15 protein-coding genes and 3 pseudogenes are annotated in these 16,955 nt (G+C 68.6%); 12 read left to right on the forward strand and 6 right to left on the reverse strand.

Features of this window, described 5'->3' with window-relative positions; all coding sequences use genetic code 11:
- From ACFU53_RS39415 to ACFU53_RS39435, 5 genes and pseudogenes are all read left to right on the forward strand, one after another.
- Positions 1–561 (forward strand): VOC family protein (locus tag ACFU53_RS39415; protein WP_384004082.1); only part of this gene is annotated, 561 nt, incomplete at its 5' end.
- A 72-nt stretch (positions 562–633) separates the two neighbouring features.
- Positions 634–1,602 (forward strand): helix-turn-helix domain-containing protein, encoded by a 969-nt coding sequence (locus ACFU53_RS39420; RefSeq protein ID WP_384004084.1) that lies wholly within the window; start codon positions 634–636, stop codon positions 1,600–1,602.
- Positions 1,603–1,736: 134 nt separating this feature from the next.
- Positions 1,737–3,272: a GMC family oxidoreductase gene (locus ACFU53_RS39425; RefSeq protein WP_384004086.1), complete on the forward strand. Its 1,536-nt coding sequence runs from the start codon at positions 1,737–1,739 to the stop codon at positions 3,270–3,272.
- Positions 3,269–4,708, forward strand: a complete 1,440-nt coding sequence (locus ACFU53_RS39430) for an aldehyde dehydrogenase family protein (protein ID WP_384004088.1) — start codon at positions 3,269–3,271, stop codon at positions 4,706–4,708. Before ACFU53_RS39425 ends, ACFU53_RS39430 begins: the two co-directional genes overlap by 4 nt.
- Positions 4,709–4,866: 158 nt before the next feature.
- Positions 4,867–5,126 (forward strand): annotated as a pseudogene (locus ACFU53_RS39435) (IS5/IS1182 family transposase); the annotation flags it as partial.
- Between the two features lie 457 nt (positions 5,127–5,583).
- Here the strand turns inward: ACFU53_RS39435 and ACFU53_RS39440 are convergent.
- Positions 5,584–6,201, reverse strand: coding sequence for a hypothetical protein (locus ACFU53_RS39440; protein WP_384004090.1), 618 nt, complete (start codon positions 6,199–6,201; stop codon positions 5,584–5,586).
- Between the two features lie 720 nt (positions 6,202–6,921).
- Between ACFU53_RS39440 and ACFU53_RS39445 the strand changes: the two genes are divergently transcribed.
- Positions 6,922–7,875: a helix-turn-helix domain-containing protein gene (locus ACFU53_RS39445; protein ID WP_384004092.1), complete on the forward strand. Its 954-nt coding sequence runs from the start codon at positions 6,922–6,924 to the stop codon at positions 7,873–7,875.
- 387 nt (positions 7,876–8,262) lie between these two features.
- Positions 8,263–8,574, forward strand: coding sequence for a hypothetical protein (locus tag ACFU53_RS39450; protein WP_384004094.1), 312 nt, complete (start codon positions 8,263–8,265; stop codon positions 8,572–8,574).
- A 39-nt stretch (positions 8,575–8,613) separates the two neighbouring features.
- Here ACFU53_RS39450 and ACFU53_RS39455 read toward each other — a convergent pair whose 3' ends face one another.
- A complete protein-coding gene (locus tag ACFU53_RS39455) occupies positions 8,614–9,306 on the reverse strand; it encodes a glycoside hydrolase family 3 C-terminal domain-containing protein (RefSeq protein ID WP_384004096.1) in 693 nt (230 codons plus the stop codon).
- Here ACFU53_RS39455 and ACFU53_RS39460 point away from each other — a divergent pair.
- Positions 9,242–9,501: pseudogene (locus ACFU53_RS39460) on the forward strand (IS5/IS1182 family transposase); the annotation flags it as partial. The gene ACFU53_RS39455 and the pseudogene ACFU53_RS39460 sit on opposite strands and share 65 nt — an antisense overlap.
- A 22-nt stretch (positions 9,502–9,523) precedes the next feature.
- Here the strand turns inward: ACFU53_RS39460 and ACFU53_RS39465 are convergent.
- Positions 9,524–9,823: a nuclear transport factor 2 family protein gene (locus ACFU53_RS39465; protein WP_384004098.1), complete on the reverse strand. Its 300-nt coding sequence runs from the start codon at positions 9,821–9,823 to the stop codon at positions 9,524–9,526.
- Between the two features lie 518 nt (positions 9,824–10,341).
- On the opposite strand from ACFU53_RS39465, the gene ACFU53_RS39470 reads away from it, so the two are divergent.
- Genes ACFU53_RS39470 through ACFU53_RS39485 form a run of 4 tightly spaced genes read left to right on the forward strand, consistent with a single transcriptional unit; the run spans position 10,342 to position 13,803 of the window.
- Complete coding sequence (locus ACFU53_RS39470) at positions 10,342–11,097, forward strand: fumarylacetoacetate hydrolase family protein (RefSeq protein ID WP_384004100.1); 756 nt, start codon at positions 10,342–10,344, stop codon at positions 11,095–11,097.
- Positions 11,098–11,155: 58 nt separating this feature from the next.
- A complete protein-coding gene (locus ACFU53_RS39475) occupies positions 11,156–12,274 on the forward strand; it encodes a DUF3500 domain-containing protein (protein WP_384004102.1) in 1,119 nt (372 codons plus the stop codon).
- A gap of 42 nt (positions 12,275–12,316) precedes the next feature.
- Entirely contained in the window at positions 12,317–12,991 is a 675-nt protein-coding gene (locus ACFU53_RS39480) for a GntR family transcriptional regulator (protein WP_384004103.1), read from the forward strand.
- Between the two features lie 53 nt (positions 12,992–13,044).
- Complete coding sequence (locus ACFU53_RS39485; protein ID WP_384004107.1) at positions 13,045–13,803, forward strand: dienelactone hydrolase family protein; 759 nt, start codon at positions 13,045–13,047, stop codon at positions 13,801–13,803.
- Positions 13,804–13,862: 59 nt separating this feature from the next.
- Here ACFU53_RS39485 and ACFU53_RS39490 read toward each other — a convergent pair whose 3' ends face one another.
- From ACFU53_RS39490 to ACFU53_RS39500, 3 genes and pseudogenes are all read right to left on the reverse strand, one after another.
- Positions 13,863–14,762 (reverse strand): arginase family protein, encoded by a 900-nt coding sequence (locus ACFU53_RS39490; protein ID WP_384004105.1) that lies wholly within the window; start codon positions 14,760–14,762, stop codon positions 13,863–13,865.
- A gap of 32 nt (positions 14,763–14,794) precedes the next feature.
- The gene (locus tag ACFU53_RS39495) at positions 14,795–16,432 is read right to left on the reverse strand and encodes a glycoside hydrolase family 3 C-terminal domain-containing protein (protein ID WP_384004109.1); all 1,638 of its coding nucleotides are present in this window, start codon (positions 16,430–16,432) and stop codon (positions 14,795–14,797) included.
- A pseudogene (locus ACFU53_RS39500) lies at positions 16,424–16,864 on the reverse strand (glycoside hydrolase family 3 N-terminal domain-containing protein); the annotation flags it as partial. The gene ACFU53_RS39495 and the pseudogene ACFU53_RS39500, both read right to left, overlap by 9 nt.
- Between the last annotated feature and the right edge of the window lie 91 nt (positions 16,865–16,955).

The following is a 16,955-nucleotide window of genomic DNA, read 5'->3' on the forward strand; positions in this document are numbered from 1 at the left end:
GACCACTTCAACATCTGCACCCCCGACATCCCCGCCGCCTACGCCCACTACCAGTCCCTCGGCTTCGGCTGCTCCGAAACCATCGAAGGCGACGAGCACGAGCTCTACGCCGCCTGGATGTACCGCAAACAAACCGTCCACGACGTCGCCTTCACCGGCGGCGCAGGACCCCGCCTCCACCACCTCGGCGTCACCACCCACGAATCACACCAAGTACTACGCTGCGCCGACATCTTCGGCTCCCTGCGCAAACAGCACCACATCGAACGGGGGCCGGGTCGGCACGGTGTCTCCAACGCCTTCTACGTCTACCTGCGCGACCCCGACGGCCACCGCGTCGAGATCTACACCAGCGACTACTACACCGGCGACCCCGACCACGAAACCTACCGCTGGAACGTCAACGACGACCGACGCCGCGACTTCTGGGGCAACGCCGTCATCGAATCCTGGTACAAAGAAGCCACCCCCGTCCTCGACCTCAGCGGGCATCCCCAGCCCGTCTCCGACGCTGTGCTGGACGAGTCGGCCGTACAGGTCGGCGCAGACGGACTCGGCTGACTACACTCCGATGCCAAGGGGGGAGTTCCGGATGCACCCTCGGGGGCCGGAACCCGCGGAGAGGAGAACCGCATGCCCTCGATATGCACGCCGAGTGACGGTACCGCTGCCAGCAGACTGGAGTTTTGGCGGGACATCGTCAGCCAGAGCTTCGTGCCCCTCGAGGCCCTGCCACGGGAGGTCCCGGAGTTTCACGCCGAACTGCGCACTGCCCAGGTCGGCCCGGTACAGGTGTCAGTCATCACGGCCGAACCGCACGGCCTCGCCCGGGGCCGGCGCCACATCGGATCCGACGCTCCCGACTTCGTCAAGGTCACCCTGCTGCTGGCCGGACACGGTGTACTCACCCAGGGAGATCACCAGGCGGAACTGGGGCCGGGCGCGCTGACGGTCTACGACACCCGGCACCCGTACACACTCGACCTCGACCAGCCCTACACCGGCCTCGTGCTGATGTTCCCGCGGGCCATGCTGAGGATGCCGGAGCGCGACGTGGCGCGGGTGATGGCGACCGCAGTGCCGTGCCACGAGGGGCTCGGCACGATGGTTCACCCCTTCCTCAGCGGGCTGGTGCGGCAGATGGACGAGCTGGAGTCCCTCGGCACGTCCCGGCTCGGCCACAATGTGGCCGACCTCGTCGGCACTCTGCTCGCGGAGCACATGGGCTCGGACCGCGCGCCCGGGGACGAGGGACGGGAGCTGCTCGCCCGGCGCATCCTCGCCTACATGGAACAGCGGCTCGCCGACCCGGGGCTGGGCCCCGACGAGATCGCGGCCGCCCACCGCATCTCCCGCCGCTACCTCTACAAGCTGCTGGCCGAAGAGGGATACACCGTCTCTGGCTGGCTTCGTGAGCACCGGCTCGCGCGCTGTCGGCACGACCTCGAAGACCCGACCCTGGCCCACCTCCCGATCGGAGCCGTCGGCGGCCGCTGGGGCTTCCCCGACCCGGCCCACTTCAGCCACGCCTTCAAGGCGGCCTACGGCATCAGCCCCCGCCAGGCACGCGCGGTCCGGTCAGCCCCGCCCTCAGTCGCGTAGCCGCCCAGCGGCTGCGCACACGTACCGCCTGCCGGCGGTCGCGCACACCCACCTGGGCGCCGATGCATCGCCGTACAAATACCCGTGCACCGCGCTGCAAGCCGAGGCCACCCCCTGGGCCGCATCCTTCCGGCATGGAACCCGCACACAACGCTTTCGACCACATCGTCGTGGGCGCCGGGTCCGCGGGCTGCGTCATCGCACGCAGGCTTGTGGACGCCGGCCGGAAAGTCCTCCTGATCGAGACAGGGGGTCGGGACGACAACCCGGCCATCCACGACCCTGGACGCTCCTGGGAACTGTGGAACTCACCTGAGGACTACGCCTACTTCACCGAACCCCAGCAGCACGCCGACGGCACTCAGGTCTTCTGGCCGCGCGGCAAGGTGCTCGGCGGGTCGAGTGCCCTCAACGGCATGATCTACGTACGAGGGCACCGCTCGGACTACGACGACTGGGCGACCCGGCACGGCGCCACCGGCTGGTCGTACGACGAGGTCCTGCCGTACTTCACACGCTCCGAGGACTTCGAGGACGGCCAGTCCCGCTACCACGGGGCGAAGGGCCCGCTCCCGGTCACCCGCAACCACGCCCCCAACCCGGTCACCACCGCGTTCATGGAGGCGTGCGAGCAGTACGGGATCCCCTACAACGACGACTGCAACGCCGACGAGATCCTCGGTGTGAACCTCCTGCACCGCACCATCCTCGACGGGAAGCGGATCAGCGCCTGGACCGCCTTCGTACTTCCCGTGCTCGACAGTCCCTTGCTCACGGTGATGACCGGCGCACCCGTGACCCGGGTGATCGTCGAGGGCGGGCGCGCCCGCGGGGTGGAGGTGATCAGGAACGGCTCCGCCGACACCTTCCGCTGCTCGGATGACGTGATCCTCTCCGGTGGCACCATCGGCTCGGCCCAGTTGCTCCTCCTCACCGGGATCGGCCCGGCCGGTGATCTGTCCGAGCTGGGCATCGGCGTGGTCGCCGACCTCCCCGGGGTGGGCGCGAACCTGCACGACCATGCGCTGGTCCCGGTGGTGTGGGAGTCGGCGCAACCGGTGCCGCCGGGCTCGGCCAACAAACTGGAGGCGCAGTACTTCGCCAAGACCGACCCGGCCATGCCCGCCCCTGACCTCCAGCCGCTGATGTCCCATGTGCCGCTGCCCGTGGCCGGCTATGACGTCCCGGAAGAGGGGCACGGTTACACCGTTCTCGCCGGCACGATCCGCCCCCTCAGCCGCGGCCGGCTGTGGCTTCGGTCGTCCGACCCCGCCCAGGCACCCGCGCTCGATCCGCGGTACTACGCGGAGCCGTCCGACCTCGAGGCGATGGTGACGGCGGTCAAGCAGGTCCGCGAGATCGGTGCGCAAAAGGCGCTGGCCGAATGGGGCACCCTCGAGGTTGCTCCCGGCCCTGGAGTCGTCACGGACGCCGAGATCGCCACGTACGCCAAACGAGCCCTGATCAGCTACCACCACCAGGTCGGCACCTGCCGCATGGGCACCGATCCCGACGCGGTGGTGGACCCGCGGCTACGGGTCCACGGCATAGCCGGCCTGCGGGTCGCCGATGCCTCCGTCATGCCGACCGTCACCTCGGGCAACACCCACGCACCCACCGTCATGATCGGCGAGCGCTGCGCCGAATTCGTCCTGGAGGAATCCTCGTGACCGTGCAAACCCTGTTCATTGCCGGCCAGTGGCAGCCCGCCTCCTCCGGCGCCGAGTTCGAGACCCTCGACCCCGCGAGCGGGCAGCCGCACGCCCGCTGTTCCGAGGCGGGCACCACTGACGCCGACGCGGCCGTGGCCGCCGCCCAGAACGCCCTGCACAGCGCGGAGTGGACCGGACTCACGCCCGCCCAGCGGGCCCGCGTCCTGTGGCGGATCGGCGATCTGATCGAGGAGAACGCCGAGGAACTCGCCGCACTGGAAACCCGTGACCAGGGGCAGCCGCTGGGTATCTCGCAGGCCATCAGCGTCGCGGGGGCCGCGGAACACTTCCGCTACTACGCGGGCTGGGTCACCAAGATCTCGGGCGAGACCGAACCGGTGTCCATCCCGGGGGTCTTCCATTACACCCGCCGCGAACCAGTGGGCGTATGCGCGCTGATCACACCGTGGAACTTCCCGCTCCTGATCGCCTCCTGGAAGATCGCCCCGGCGCTGGCCTGCGGGAACACGATCATCGTCAAGCCCGCCGAGCAGACGCCGATGACCACGGTCCGCCTGGTCGAACTGTGCCAGGAGGCCGGTCTCCCCGCCGGGGTCGTCAACCTGCTGACCGGCGGGCCCGAGGCCGGTCGTGCACTGGTCGAGCACCCTGGCGTGGACAAGGTCTCCTTCACCGGCTCCACCGATGTGGGACGGGAGATCGCCCGGGCCGGAGCGGAGAACTTCAAACGCGTCTCGCTGGAACTGGGCGGCAAGACCCCCATCATCGTCCTGCCCGACGCCGACCTCGACGCCGCGGTCGCGGGGTCCCTGCAGGGAGCTCTCGTGAACAGCGGCCAGGTGTGCGCCGCGTACTCCCGCTTCTACGTCCACCGCTCCATCGCGGACGAGTTCGCCGAAGCCCTGGCCAAGGCCGTCCAAGAGGTGCCCATCGGCCCGGGCAGCGACCCCGCCGCCCAGCTCGGCCCGCTGGTGACCGCAGAGCACCTGGCGAGCGTCCACGCCCTCGTCAGTACCGGTATCGAGGAGGGTGCGCGACTGCTGACAGGCGGCGGCCCGGTTTCCGACCGGCCCGGCTTCTTCTACCGGCCGACCGTCTTCACCGATGTCCGGGACGACATGCGCATCGCCCGTGAGGAGATCTTCGGTCCGGTCCTCGCCGTGCTGCCCTTCGACGACGAGGACGACGCCGTCGCCCGCGCCAACGACAGCGAGTACGGCCTCGCCGCGGCCGTCTGGACCCGTGATGTCGCCCGCGCCCACCGGGTCGCCCATGCCATCCGCTCCGGCACAGTGTTCATCAACATGCCCAATCCCGTGGACGCCGCGGCGCCCTGGGGAGGCTTCCGGTCCAGCGGCTATGGCCGGGAGATGGGACGGGGCGCCATCGACCTCTACACGGAGGTCAAGAGCGTCTGGACCTCGCTCGCCTGAGCAGTTCTGCCCCTCTTTCCACTCCTCACTCACCGTTCGCATCGTGAACAGAACTCAGAGGCCGAGCGGATAGGCACGATGGTGGGCCCCGGTAGCAAAGCAGGCACAGGTCTTGGCGATCATGGAGTTGCGACACTCTGTGATCACCGGGGAGACCTGTGCCTGTACTGCCGTCATGGCTGACCGAACCGCTCCGGGGCCAATTCGCGGCACTGCTGCCTGAGCGGCCGGAGTACCCCCCGTACCATCCGCTGGACTGCCACCGCCCGCGGATCAGCGACCGGATCGCCGGATCGTCTTCGACAAGCTGCTGCTCCTGCGCTTCGGCTGCTCCTGCCAGGCGATCGCCGACACGACCTGCTCGGCCACCACAATCCGCAACCGCCGCAACCAGTGGATCAGACTCGGCATCTTCGCCGAGGCGAGCGCGGCTGCGCCGGCGGCGAGAGCGTCGTGGAGAATTACGTGGCCCGGCTCCGCGAAGCCTTCCCGCTCGATCCACCTCGCAGGGCACCGTCGGGACGCGCCTGGCCGGCTCTCCCACCACCCGGCCGTCTCACCGACGGCCAGGCCCAGCGTCTCAAGACGATCCTGGCCCGCCGCCCCTACTCGATCGCACCTCGTTGTCCAGCGTCCACGCGTTCACCCCTGTTCATGATCCGGGATTCGGCACTGAAAGTGATCCACAACTGCGGTTCAAGAAACGGAGACATGGGCCGGTAGGTTCCGCGCGTCAGCCAGTGGCATATCACGTGCCTCGGCAGATGTCATGCATGCAGGCCCCCTCGACCGGAGTCGGGTGACCGAGGTCGCCCTTCCCGTATCCAGGAGGCCTGCATGCCCCATCGTGAGACGGAAAACCGCTACGGATGGTGCTACTTGCCGAACTTGGCGGCGAGCCCGACGCGCGGCACCGACCAGGGACGGGTACCAAGAGCGTCCAGGAAGGAGGTCAACTGGAGAAAGAAGGCGCCATGCCACACGAAGGTACCGACAATGATCTTCCAGCCGAGCGCGTGGCTGAAGAAGCCCGGGTGGAACTCGGGGAAGTTGCCGGGCGTCCACCACACCAGTGCCACCACGGACAATCCCACGCCGACCAGCTGGCCGGCGATGAAGTTGCCGAGCCGAGTGGAGGAGAAGGGGAGCAGGGGGCGGATCAGAAAGGCATAGGCGAGGCCGAAGATGAACCCGTTGATGGAAGAGGCCATGTACCCGAGGAGGTACCTGGTGACGTCACTGGCTTCCGGCGCGATCAGATGGCCGCCGAATCTCGACCAGTCGACCTTGTCCAATCCGATCATCCCATACCAGAACCCACTGATCAGAGCGAACTGGATCGCGGCGAACGCGGCGAGCGCCGCGTGCGCGACGGGACGGGTGCTGCCGTCCGGACTGCCGGCCTGGATCCCGTCGGTGAGGGCCAGGGCGGCGTTCGGAGGTTCTGACGCGGAGTCGAATGCGGAGGGAGACGACGTTCCGGTGGCAGTCATGGCTCTTCTTCTTCCGGTCGTGGGACACACATGGGGAAGCGGCGGGCCGGAGCGGTCAACGGCTCAGCCCAACGCTCCATGAGGGGGGGCGAACATCGTGGGTGGGCTGATCCGCCTGCCAGGTTGATCCGCACTCCGGCCGCCGCCTCTGCCGCCTGATAATTGGGGCTGAATGCGGATTCCGCTTGTATCTGCGAGCACAGGAAGTTGGTCTGCTGAGAACTCCACCTGCCACGGGCGCCCCCGCGCCGAGCACCGCAGACGAGGTGTCGTCCCCCGCAGGCAGAGCGTCTCGTGAAGCACCGCGACATCCGGCGCAGCACCACGACGGCCCTCCCCTGCCATGCCCCGGCCCTGGCGGCCGGGACATCTCGGCGGCCCGCTGGTCGTGGCCGGCCTACGGCTGCTCGGGGTCTGCCGGGTGCAAGCCAGAACGGTATGGGCAGGTCCGACCATCACGAGGCGTGCGACGGATGTCTGTGCCGACGGTTGCCCCTAGTCCAGGCCACGCGGTCATCGAGCGTCGACGAGAGGAGGCCACCCCGGCTCTCGTTCTTGACCGGTGTCAGCAGCCGATGGCCGCCGTCCTACAAGTCGAAGTCACTGTCCGCACGGTCATCGACGGCTTGGGTAGATTTACGCTCGCTCGGGCTGTTAACTCATCCTTGTGGGCTGGCCGCATCGTCCGTTCCGCGGGCCAGAACCGCGTAGGAGAGCCGTATGTCCTGGATCACAACACCGCGAGACAGCACCCCAGACGGGCGGCTCGAGTTCTGGCGGGACGTCGTCAACCGGAGCTTCGTACCCCTGGAGGCCATACGGCGCGAGACCCTCGACTTTCACGCCGAACTGTGTACCGCCCGGATCGGCCCCCTCCAGGTGTCGGCCGTGACGACCGAACCGCACAGCGTGACACGCACCGAACGCCACATCGGCACCGGCGCACCCGACCTCGTGAAGGCCAGCCTGCTGCTCACCGGGCGCTGCCTGATCACCCAGGGCGACCGCCAGGCCGTGTTGGAACCGGGTGACCTGGCCGTCTACGACACCCGTTACCCGTACACCCTCGACACCGTCCAGCCCACGCGCAACCTGGTACTGATGTTCCCGTCGGCCATGCTGCGCCTGCCGGAGCGGGATCTGGCGCGGGTGACGGCGACCGGGATGTCATGCAGGGAGGGTCTGGGCGGGGTGGTGCATCCCTTCCTAAGAGGATTGGCTCAGCAGGTCCACACGTTGGAGACTCTCGGCACGTCCCGGTTGGCCCAGAGCGCGGTGGATCTGATCGGTACCCTCCTCGCCGAGCACACAGGCGCAGAGCGGATGCCCAAGGACGACGGCCCGGCGCTCATGACGGGACGCATCCTCGCCTACATGGAGCAGCACCTGGCCGACCCGCACCTGGGCCCCGATCAGATCGCGGCCGCTCACCGCATCTCCCGTCGCTACCTCTACAAGCTGCTGGCCGAGCAGGGATACACGGTCTCCGGCTGGATCCGCGAACATCGCCTCTCAAACTGCCGCCGCGATCTTATTGCCCCGGCGCTGGTCCACCTGCCGGTCGGTGCCGTCGGCAGCCGCTGGGGGTTTCCCGACCCGGCCCACTTCAGCCACGCCTTCAAGGCTGCATACGGCATAAGCCCCCGCGAGTCGCGCGCCAACCGGTCCATGTAGCCGGTGCTCCCGACGCTTCAGTCCGGCTTCCCGAGACATCACCTTCATGGTCCGACCTGCCGGCACAGCGCAGGCGGCAGGTGTGGTCCTCAAGGGCGCCCAGTGCTCCGCGTTTTGATCTCTCCGCCGCCGGCTTCGATGCTGGCCGCTTGACGGAGGAGAGCCCCGGAGCCGAACAGAACCCTGACGGATGGCTGGACACTGTTCGACGGCTGCCGCCCGGACCGGTCGCTGCCCTCAGGCCCGGTGTCCGGCTTCGACCTGGACGGAGTGGTTGGTGAGCTTCTCCAACAGGGCGATCAGGGTGGTGCGGTCGTCCTCGTCGAAGCCTTAGGCCCACTCCTTCTCCCGTGTGTTCTGCGCGGGGAGCGCGTCGGTGATCACCCAGTGACCCTGCTCGCTCAAGCCGAGCAGGACCGAGCGGCGGTCGTGGGAGGCGCGTTCGCGGGTGACGAGTCCATCCCGCTCCAGCGTCGTGACCGGCGCGAGACCGCCCCGTCACCGGCCTGCGGAAATACGGTCATCGTCAAGCCCGCCGCGCAGCTGGTCGTCGCTCGGCGCCAGGTCGCCTCCCGCAACGCGCAATTCGGGGACGGCCTCGCGGGTCAGGGCCGGAGGAGCCCGCCGCGCGCGGATCTCCAAGGCCGCGGCGAGTTCGGGATCGAACGGGGGCGGGAGCAGTCTCCTCAACTCTCCTGAGCGAGTGCGGAGCTGCGCGGTCGGCTCCGTCGGCGGGCTTCAGACCGTCACCGTGAGAGGCAGCTCGCGCGACGAGGTTCCGATCCGCAGCAGCCTCTGAGCGTCGGAAAGTGTCCAGCCACCAGTGCTGTAGTGGGAAAGTGCTCGCGGCATGATCCGCACCTCCGCATCGGCTTCCGCTCCGGCATCGAGTTCCACTGTGGCGATGCCCACCAGCTGCCGCGGCGGCGCGTTCTCGTCCCCGTCCACCCGGTCCGCGTAGACCTGGATCACCTGGCGGCCACGGCGGTCACCGGAGTTCCGTATCCGTACAGTGAGCAGGGCGTCCTCGCCTCGTGCCAGCGAGGCCCGTGCGTCCGTCGCGGCGGCGGCCGAGACGAGGTCCCAGCGGGTGTAGCCGAGTCCATGTCCGAAGGCGAACAGGGGCTGCGTGCCGGAGGCGTCGTAGCCGCGGTGGCCGACCAGCAGTCCTTCGGCGTAGTTGAGACGGTCATCGGACGGTACGGCGTCGGGGACCGGCGCGTCCTGGGCGGCGCGAGGGAAGGTCATCGTGAGCCGGCCTCCGGGCTCGGCGTCGCCGAGCAGCACATCGGCGACCGCATCGCCGTACTCCTGGCCGCCGAAGAAGCTCCACACCAGCGCGCGTGCGCTGTCCGCCGGAGCTTGAGGGTCAGAACGGTGTTGTCGGCAACCGTCCAATGCCCAGACCTCTATCGGGAGGGCCTTTGTCATCGCCGACGATGGGTACCGGGGCACGGGCTTGGTCAGCCCGCACCGCCGCAAGCGCAGCCAGGACGAACCTCCCGCTCGGAAGGAGGAGCACGACGCCTCTGGAAGATCCTTCGCGGCTGCCGCCTGAAGGGCGACGGCGTTCACCCCGCCATGCTCGGCATCGCCCACCTGCACAATGTCGTCCGCACCGGGTAGGACCAGGCCGGACGTGACCTGGTCAGCCGGGCTTCGTCGTCCCGCCCAAGGGAGCACAACGCTCATCGCGGTGTCGTCGTAGGAGACAGAAGCAGGAATGCTCCGTGACGACAACGTCAGGGATGGCCGCTCCCAGAGCCCATGTCGCTACTCGTACGGCTGCCACACCGGACCGCGGCGCCTGGCCGAAGTCGGTGAGACCGTAGACCACATCAGCGGTGAACAACTCCTCCAACCAGTCAAGGCTTCCGTCGTCAACGAGATGACCGTGCGACGAGACCGGTTCCGTGATGGCCAAGCGATCTTCAAGCGCCAGCGACACACGCGTCCTCTCCGTCCCTGTAGACGGTCAGCCTGGCGCCGAGTTGTCTACGTGCGCGCTGCCGTCCGGCAGGTCACTGGCCGCAGACAACGACGGTCCGACCTCTGAGGTCGGGGTCACCCTTGTCCAGGGCGCTGGCGTCGGCAAGAAGGCCGCGGCCAGGCAGATCGGTGGCCCACAGGAGACAGCGGTCCCGCGATGCCTCGACATCGGGGCGCGGAACGACCTCAACCGATCAAAGTAGCCAGGGCGGTCAGAGCAGCAGCTCCTCCACTCTCAGACCTTATCGTATATGATTAAATACATGGGGAGCTATACAAATAAATCTCGGACGATGCCCTGAAATCCCAGCCGCACGGGCGCTCAGGCGCCCACCGATTTCGATGACGACGAGGGTGAACATTGCCGACCTTCCATCGTGACGGAGCCGCCGTCACCTACCACGACACCGGCGCTCCGCCGAGCAACCCCGAAGCGCCGGCCATCGTGTTCGGCCACGGGCTTCTATTGGCGGCTGGATGTTCGATCCGCAGGTGGCGGTGCTCGCCGAACGCTATCGATGCGTGGCGATCGACTGGCGAGGGCAGGGAGAGACTCCCCGCTCCGAGAGTGGCTACGACATGGACTCGCTCACCGAAGACGTCATCGCGCTCCTTGCCGAGCTCAGACTCGACCCTGTTGCCTTCGAGGGGGAGATCGCCCTCGTCATCGGAACCGAGACGCACCGCGTCAGCCGTGACACCGCGTGGCAGCACGTCAGCGGGGTGACGGCGGCGAACGACTTCGGCCTTTACGACCTGCGCTACGCGGACCCCGGGTCGAACGTCCACTCCAAGAGCCTCGACGGATGCACCCCGATCGGCCCGGCAGTCCTGGACGCGGCACAGCTCGACCCTTCGAGCCTGCACCTCCGGACCTATGTGAACGGCCGGCTGGAGCAGGACGCGCGCGTCGCGGACGACATGCTGTTCGACTTCGCCTACGTGATCGCGGATCTGTCACGGTTCATGACGCTCCAGCCGGGTGACGTGATCCTGACCGGCACGCCGGCCGGCTCTTCCGTCGTTCAGCCCGGCGATGTGGTCGAGGTCGAGGTGACCGGCACCGGCCTGAACGGACTCCGCACGTCGACCGGTCGCCTGCGCACCTCGATCGCCAAGGACGACTACCGCGTCGGAGCGCTACTGCCGGCTCCCCAGGCCGATGCCGCCGCGCGGGCGGCGGCCTACGGGCACTCCGCCTCGCAGGCCACGGGAGCCACCCCGCGCGGGTAGCCGTCGCCCGACCGCCGGCCCGACAACACGCCATCCCGGAGAAGAAGGAGTGCACCAGGTGACTGCGCCGTACGAGGCCCCCAACACCATCAAGCGGATGCTGTTCGCTACGTGGGCGCTGCTGAACTCGCTGACGCCTGAGCAGCGTGCCGTCGCTGTCTATCCGATGTCCGATCCGCGACGTCTCGACTGGGACTTCATCCCCAAGCCGGACCGCACCGGAGTCCCGTTGTCGGTACTCCATGGACACCAACGCACCCTGGCCCAGCACCTGTTGGCCTCGGGCCTGAGCACACGGGGCTACAGTCAGGCGCTGCAGATCATGGCCATGGAGAACATGCTGCGCGAGAAGGAGGTCCATGAGCGCGGCCTCGGCGTCATCGCAGGTGACTTCCGCGATCCCGACAACTACTCCTTCTCGTTCTTCGGCCGCCCCGGCTTCGAGGACACATGGGGCTGGAGAGTCATCGGTCATCACCTCTCTCTGAGCTACACGATCATCGATCAGCGTTACCTGACGGTCACACCGTGCAACATGGGTGCTCAGCCGGTTCCTTCGGGTGTCTTCCACCCGCTCAGGGACGACGAGGAACTCGCCTTCGAGCTGCTGCACGGCATGTCGGACGCACACCGCAAGGCGACGGTGATCCACGACGTGGCCCCCGCCGACTACGTCACCCGACAGGTGCCGCGCATCGGCCGTGTCGAGCTGCCCGACCATGTCGACCTGGGTATCCCGAGCTACCGCATCTCGGACGAGGACCGGGAGGCGCTCAAGTTCGAGGCCGACCGGCCGCGCGGGGTGGCCGCGAGCGACCTGGGCAGCCGAGGCGCCGCATTGGTCAAGGACCTCGTCCGGACTTACGTCGGACGCATCCCCGACGAACTGGCCGACACCTATCTGCGCACGCTCGACGGTACGAACGACGACAAGATCTTCTTCTGCTGGGCGGGCGGGACCGAGCTCGGAACATCGCACTACTATCGGATCCAGACCGACACGTTGCTCATCGAGTTCGACAACGCGATCGACAGCGGCAATCACATCCACTCGGTCTGGCGGGACTACCACAACGACCTGGGACACACCTTGCTCATCAACCACTACGAGCAGTCGAAGAACAGCGGTCACCATCTGTCCCGCCGGACCCAGTCCACCGTGCCCGCAGAGGGATGACGTGCCGAGGAATGCCGATGCCCCGCCGACGAGGATGAACTGATGCCTTCCACCGATGCACAACCGACTCGCCTGTCGAAGTCACAGCTGGTCTATCGCGCACTTCGCGAGCGCATCATGGACGGCACGTACAGCCCGGGGTATCGCCTGGTCCTCGAACAGCTCGCCCGCGAGTTCTCGGTCAGCGCCGTCCCGGTACGCGAGGCGGTGCGGCTCCTGGAAGCCGAGGGGTACGTCACCTTCGAGCGGAACGTCGGCGCCCGGGTCGCGATCGACGAGACGCAGTACGAGACGGCTGCGGAAGCGCTGGCGGTGGTCGACGGCGCCGCCACCGGGTTGAGCGGTTCGCTCCTCACCGAGGACGACCTGGAGGCGGCCCGTGAGGTGAACGAGAAGATGCGCCGGAGCCGCGAGTCCTTCGACCCGGTCAGCTTCACCAGGCTGAACGGCGAGTTCCACGCGATCCTCCGAAGCCGGTGCCCGAACACCGACCTGCTGGGCATGGTCGACAAGCAGCAGCAGCGTATCGACCGGCTCAGAAGGTCCATCTTCGACTTCGTGCCGACACGCTCGCTCCAATCGGTCGAGGAGCACGAGGAGTTGCTGTCGCTCATCCGACAGGGCGCGGAACCGGACAAGGTCGAGCGCTACGCGCGGCAGCACAAGTTGAACACCTTGCAGGCGTTCATCGAGCAGCGCAGGCAGAACGCCGGCTGACCGCCGGGTCGTCGGCCCCGCCGAAGGGTCGTACAGGCACCTCGGAGAGGGAGATCCACGTGACCGTACGCAGTACCACCGTTGACATCCTCACCCAGGACGGCACTGCCGACGCCTACTTCGCGTATCCCGACGACGGCGTCGCCCACCCCGCCGTGGTGCTGTACATGGATGCCTTCGGCCTACGACCGGCGCTCAGGACGATGGCGAACCGAATCGCCGGAGCCGGCTACATGGTGTTGGCCCCCAACGTTTTCTACCGGAGCGGGCGCGCACCCGTGGTTCCTCTGCCGGAGTTCATCGCCGACGCCGACCGGCCGACCCTCTTCAAGCGGATCAGACCGATGATGGGTGGGATGACGGGGGAGGTGGTGACGCGCGACGCGGCCGCCTACCTGGACTGGCTGGCCGCCTGCCCGGAGGCGGCCTCGGGGCCGGTCGGCGTGGCCGGTTACTGCATGGGCGCCCGCCTGGCCCTGCTCACCGCCGGCCGCCATCCCGAGAAGGTCGCGGCCGCCGCGGGCTTCCACGGTGCCGGCCTGGCCACCGATGCCCCCGACAGTCCTCACCTGCTCGCCGACCGCATCACCGCCGAGCTGTACTTCGGCCATGCCGACCAGGACCCGTCGATGCCGCCTGAGCAGATCGAGCGCCTCGCGAAGGCTCTCACCGCCGCAGGCGTCCGGCACCGCTCCGACACGTACACCGGTGCCGACCACGGCTACACCATGGCCGACACCGACCGCTACGCACCCGAGGCCGCGGAACGTCACTGGGCGGCGATGCTGGACCTGTTCGGCCGCGCCCTCTGAGACCCCTTCGCCTCGCGCTCCTCCCCTGAGGGAAGACAATCGCGCCACCCTGGCTAGGGTCAGTCCGCGCCCGCTCCGGAAACCAGCGGGAGCCCCTTCAGGATCTGCTGGAGGTGTATCACCTGCCGGGGGATGAACTCCGCGATCGTGAATGCAACGACGTCCCCGGCCTCGTCCAGGTCGGCGACGACACGCCGTACCTCACCGCTGGTGAGGCCGTCGGGTTCGGGGCCGAGCCCGAGGACGATCTCGTTGCTGTCGACCGTGTCGACGTCGAAGTGGATGGCGAGGCGCGAGCATCCGGTGGCCGCGAGCCAGTCGAGCAGCGGCTGCGAGGACTCCCGTAGTTCGTCGGGTGCGAAGGTCTTCAGACCCCACTCGGCGATCTTCGGGAAAACGTCGGGCTGCCAGGAGTGCAACCCCACCAGGGCGACCCGGTCCGGGGAGACGGTCGCCGGGAGCAGCTTCAGCACGTCCGGGTCGCCCTGCCCGATGAGCGCGGACACCGCCATCGCGTGGTAACCCTCGTACGCGGTCTCGGGGGTGTCGATGTCGGGGTGGGAGTCGATCCAGACGACCGCCAGGTCGTCGCCGTAGCGGCGGGCCAGTTCGGCGAACGGCGCGACGCTCACGGAGCACTCGCCGCCGAGCGTCGTGATCCGGGCCGGCCCGTGCTCGCGGATCACCTCAAGGGCGGAAGCCAACTGCTCGACCAGGACGGCCTTGGACTCCACGCCGTCGACCAGTTCGGTGCCCTCGTCGGTCATCGTCACCGGCACCGTCGCCGTGGGGCCGTCGTGCGGCGGCAGCACCGCCTCGAGCACCGCCGAACCGACGGCGTAGCTGCGGCGGGCCACGTCGAAGGGGAACTCGGAGGCGAACAGCCTCACGCTGGAGGACCCGGCACCCTGCCACTGGGGCCAGACCAGGCGCAGGTTGACATCTTTGTGGTCGGTCACAGGATTTCCTTTCCACATTGCGGCGGTTTCCTTCAGACCGTCACCGTGAGCGGCAGCTCACGCGACGACGGTCCGATGTGCAGCGAGCGCGGTGCGTCGGGGAGTTCCCACCCGGCGTCGGTGTAGCGGGACAGCGCTCGGCGGCTGATCCGCACCTCCACGTCGGCTTCCGCTCCGGCGTCGAGCTCGACCGTGGCGAAGCCGGCGAGCTGCCGGGGCGGCGCCTGCTCGTCTCCGTCGACCCGGTCCGCGTAGGCCTGGATCACCTGACGGCCGCGGCGGTCACCGGAGTTGCGTATCCGTACGGTGATCACGGCGTCCTCGCCGCCGGTCAGGGATGCCCGCGCGTCCGGGGCGGCGGTCGCCGAGACGAGGTCCCAGTGGGTGTAGCCGAGGCCGTGCCCGAAGGCGAACAGCGGGTCGTTGCCGGCGGCGTCGTAGCCGCGGTAGCCGACGAGGAGTCCTTCGGCGTAGTGCAGGCGGCCCTCGGACGGCACGGCGTCGGGGACCGGCGCGTCCTCGGCGGTACGGGGGAAGGTCATCGTGAGGCGGCCGCCGGGCTCGGCGTCGCCGTAGAGGACGTCGGCGACCGCGTCGCCGTACTCCTGTCCGCCGAAGAAGGTCCAGAGCAGGGCGCGTGCGCGTTCGGCCCAGGGCATCAGCACCGGCGAGGAGGCATTGACCACGACCACCGTGTTCGGGTTCGCCTCGATCACCGCCGCGGCCAGTTCGTCCTGGCGGCCGGGGAGGAACAGGGTCGGCCGGTCGAAGGTCTCGCTCTCCACCTCGTCCGAGGTGCCCAGCATGAGGACGACCGCCTCCGCCTCGCGTGCCGCGCTCACGGCGGCGGCGAACTCCTCGTCCGCCGTCAGGGGGCTCGGGTCGTGGCCGAGGGTGAGCTGTACGAACTCCACGTCGGAGGCCACGACCGCGGGGTGCAGGAGGAGTTCGACGGACACGTCGGTGCCGTCGAGGTCGACGGTGGTCGGGTGGTCGGCGGCACGGCGCATGACGTCCTCGATCCCGTCCCGGGACTCCGACGCGGCCCGCAGGACCACGGTGCCGTCCAGGGACAGCTCCATGCGTCCGGTGCCGTAGAGGGAGAAGGTGTGGCGGCCGGGCCACGGGGCCTTCAGGACCGTACGCAGCCGCAGCGTGGTGGCGCCCGGGGGAAGCGAGGGCACGCCGGGGAAGCCCATCCAGCTGAGGCTGTAGCTATGCCGGTGCTCGGCGAGGATCACCTTTCCGTCGCTGTCCAGGAACTCCAGGTGGCTGCCGGGGCGACCGGTGACGGGATCAAGCGTGGCCTCGACGGCCAGCGGTTCGAGGTTGGCGCGGGAGCGGGCTCCGCGGTGGACCGTGAAGTCGACGCCGGGGAGTGCGGCGCGCAGTGCCGCCTCGGGGCAGGAGAGCGCGGTGGCGGTGAGGCTGGCGCTGCCTCCGCCCTGGTAGGCGGGCGCCACGGCGGCGGGTCCGATCAGGGCGATCCGGCGCAGGCCCTCCCGGCGCAGCGGCAGGATTCCGTCGTTCTGGAGCAGGATGAAGGACCGGGCTGTCAACTCACGTAGTTCCGGGCGGAGTTCGACAGGCGGTGGGACGGAGCCGACGCTCTTGGCCGCCGGGCTGTCCAGTGCGCCGACGCGCGTGGCGAGGCGGAGCAGACGCAACACCTTGTCGTCGACGGTCTCTTCGGGAACGCGCCCCTCCTTGACCGCCGCGACCAGAGCGGGGCCCCACGGCCCCTCCGGACCGGGCATGATCAGGTCCAGTCCGCCCAGCGCTGTCGCGTCGGTGCTCTGGGCCGCCCGCCAGTCCGACACCAGCAGGCCGTCGAAACCCCATTCGCCCTTGAGGACACCCTCGTTGAGCGGCGCGTTCTCGGTCATCGTGGAGCCGCGCACCGCGTTGTAGGCGGACATGACCGAGGCGGCGCCGGCTGCCACGGCCGCTTCGAACGGCGCCAGGTAGACCTCGTGCAAGGTGCGCTCGTCCATCCGGACGTCGTAGCTGGTGCGTTCGGTCTCGGAGTCGTTGGCGACAAGATGCTTGGGACAGGCGGCCACACCGCGGGACTGCACGCCTTCGACGTATGCAGTGCCTAGTACTCCAGCTGTAGATCGTGATCTTCATGTCTGGGATGCGGCTTGTCGCCGGTAGTGACTGGTGCGTGATCGTGCCTGGTGGCGGCGGCGC

It is taken from the genome of Streptomyces sp. NPDC057474, assembly GCF_042802555.1.
Classification (GTDB): Bacteria; Actinomycetota; Actinomycetes; order Streptomycetales; family Streptomycetaceae; genus Streptomyces.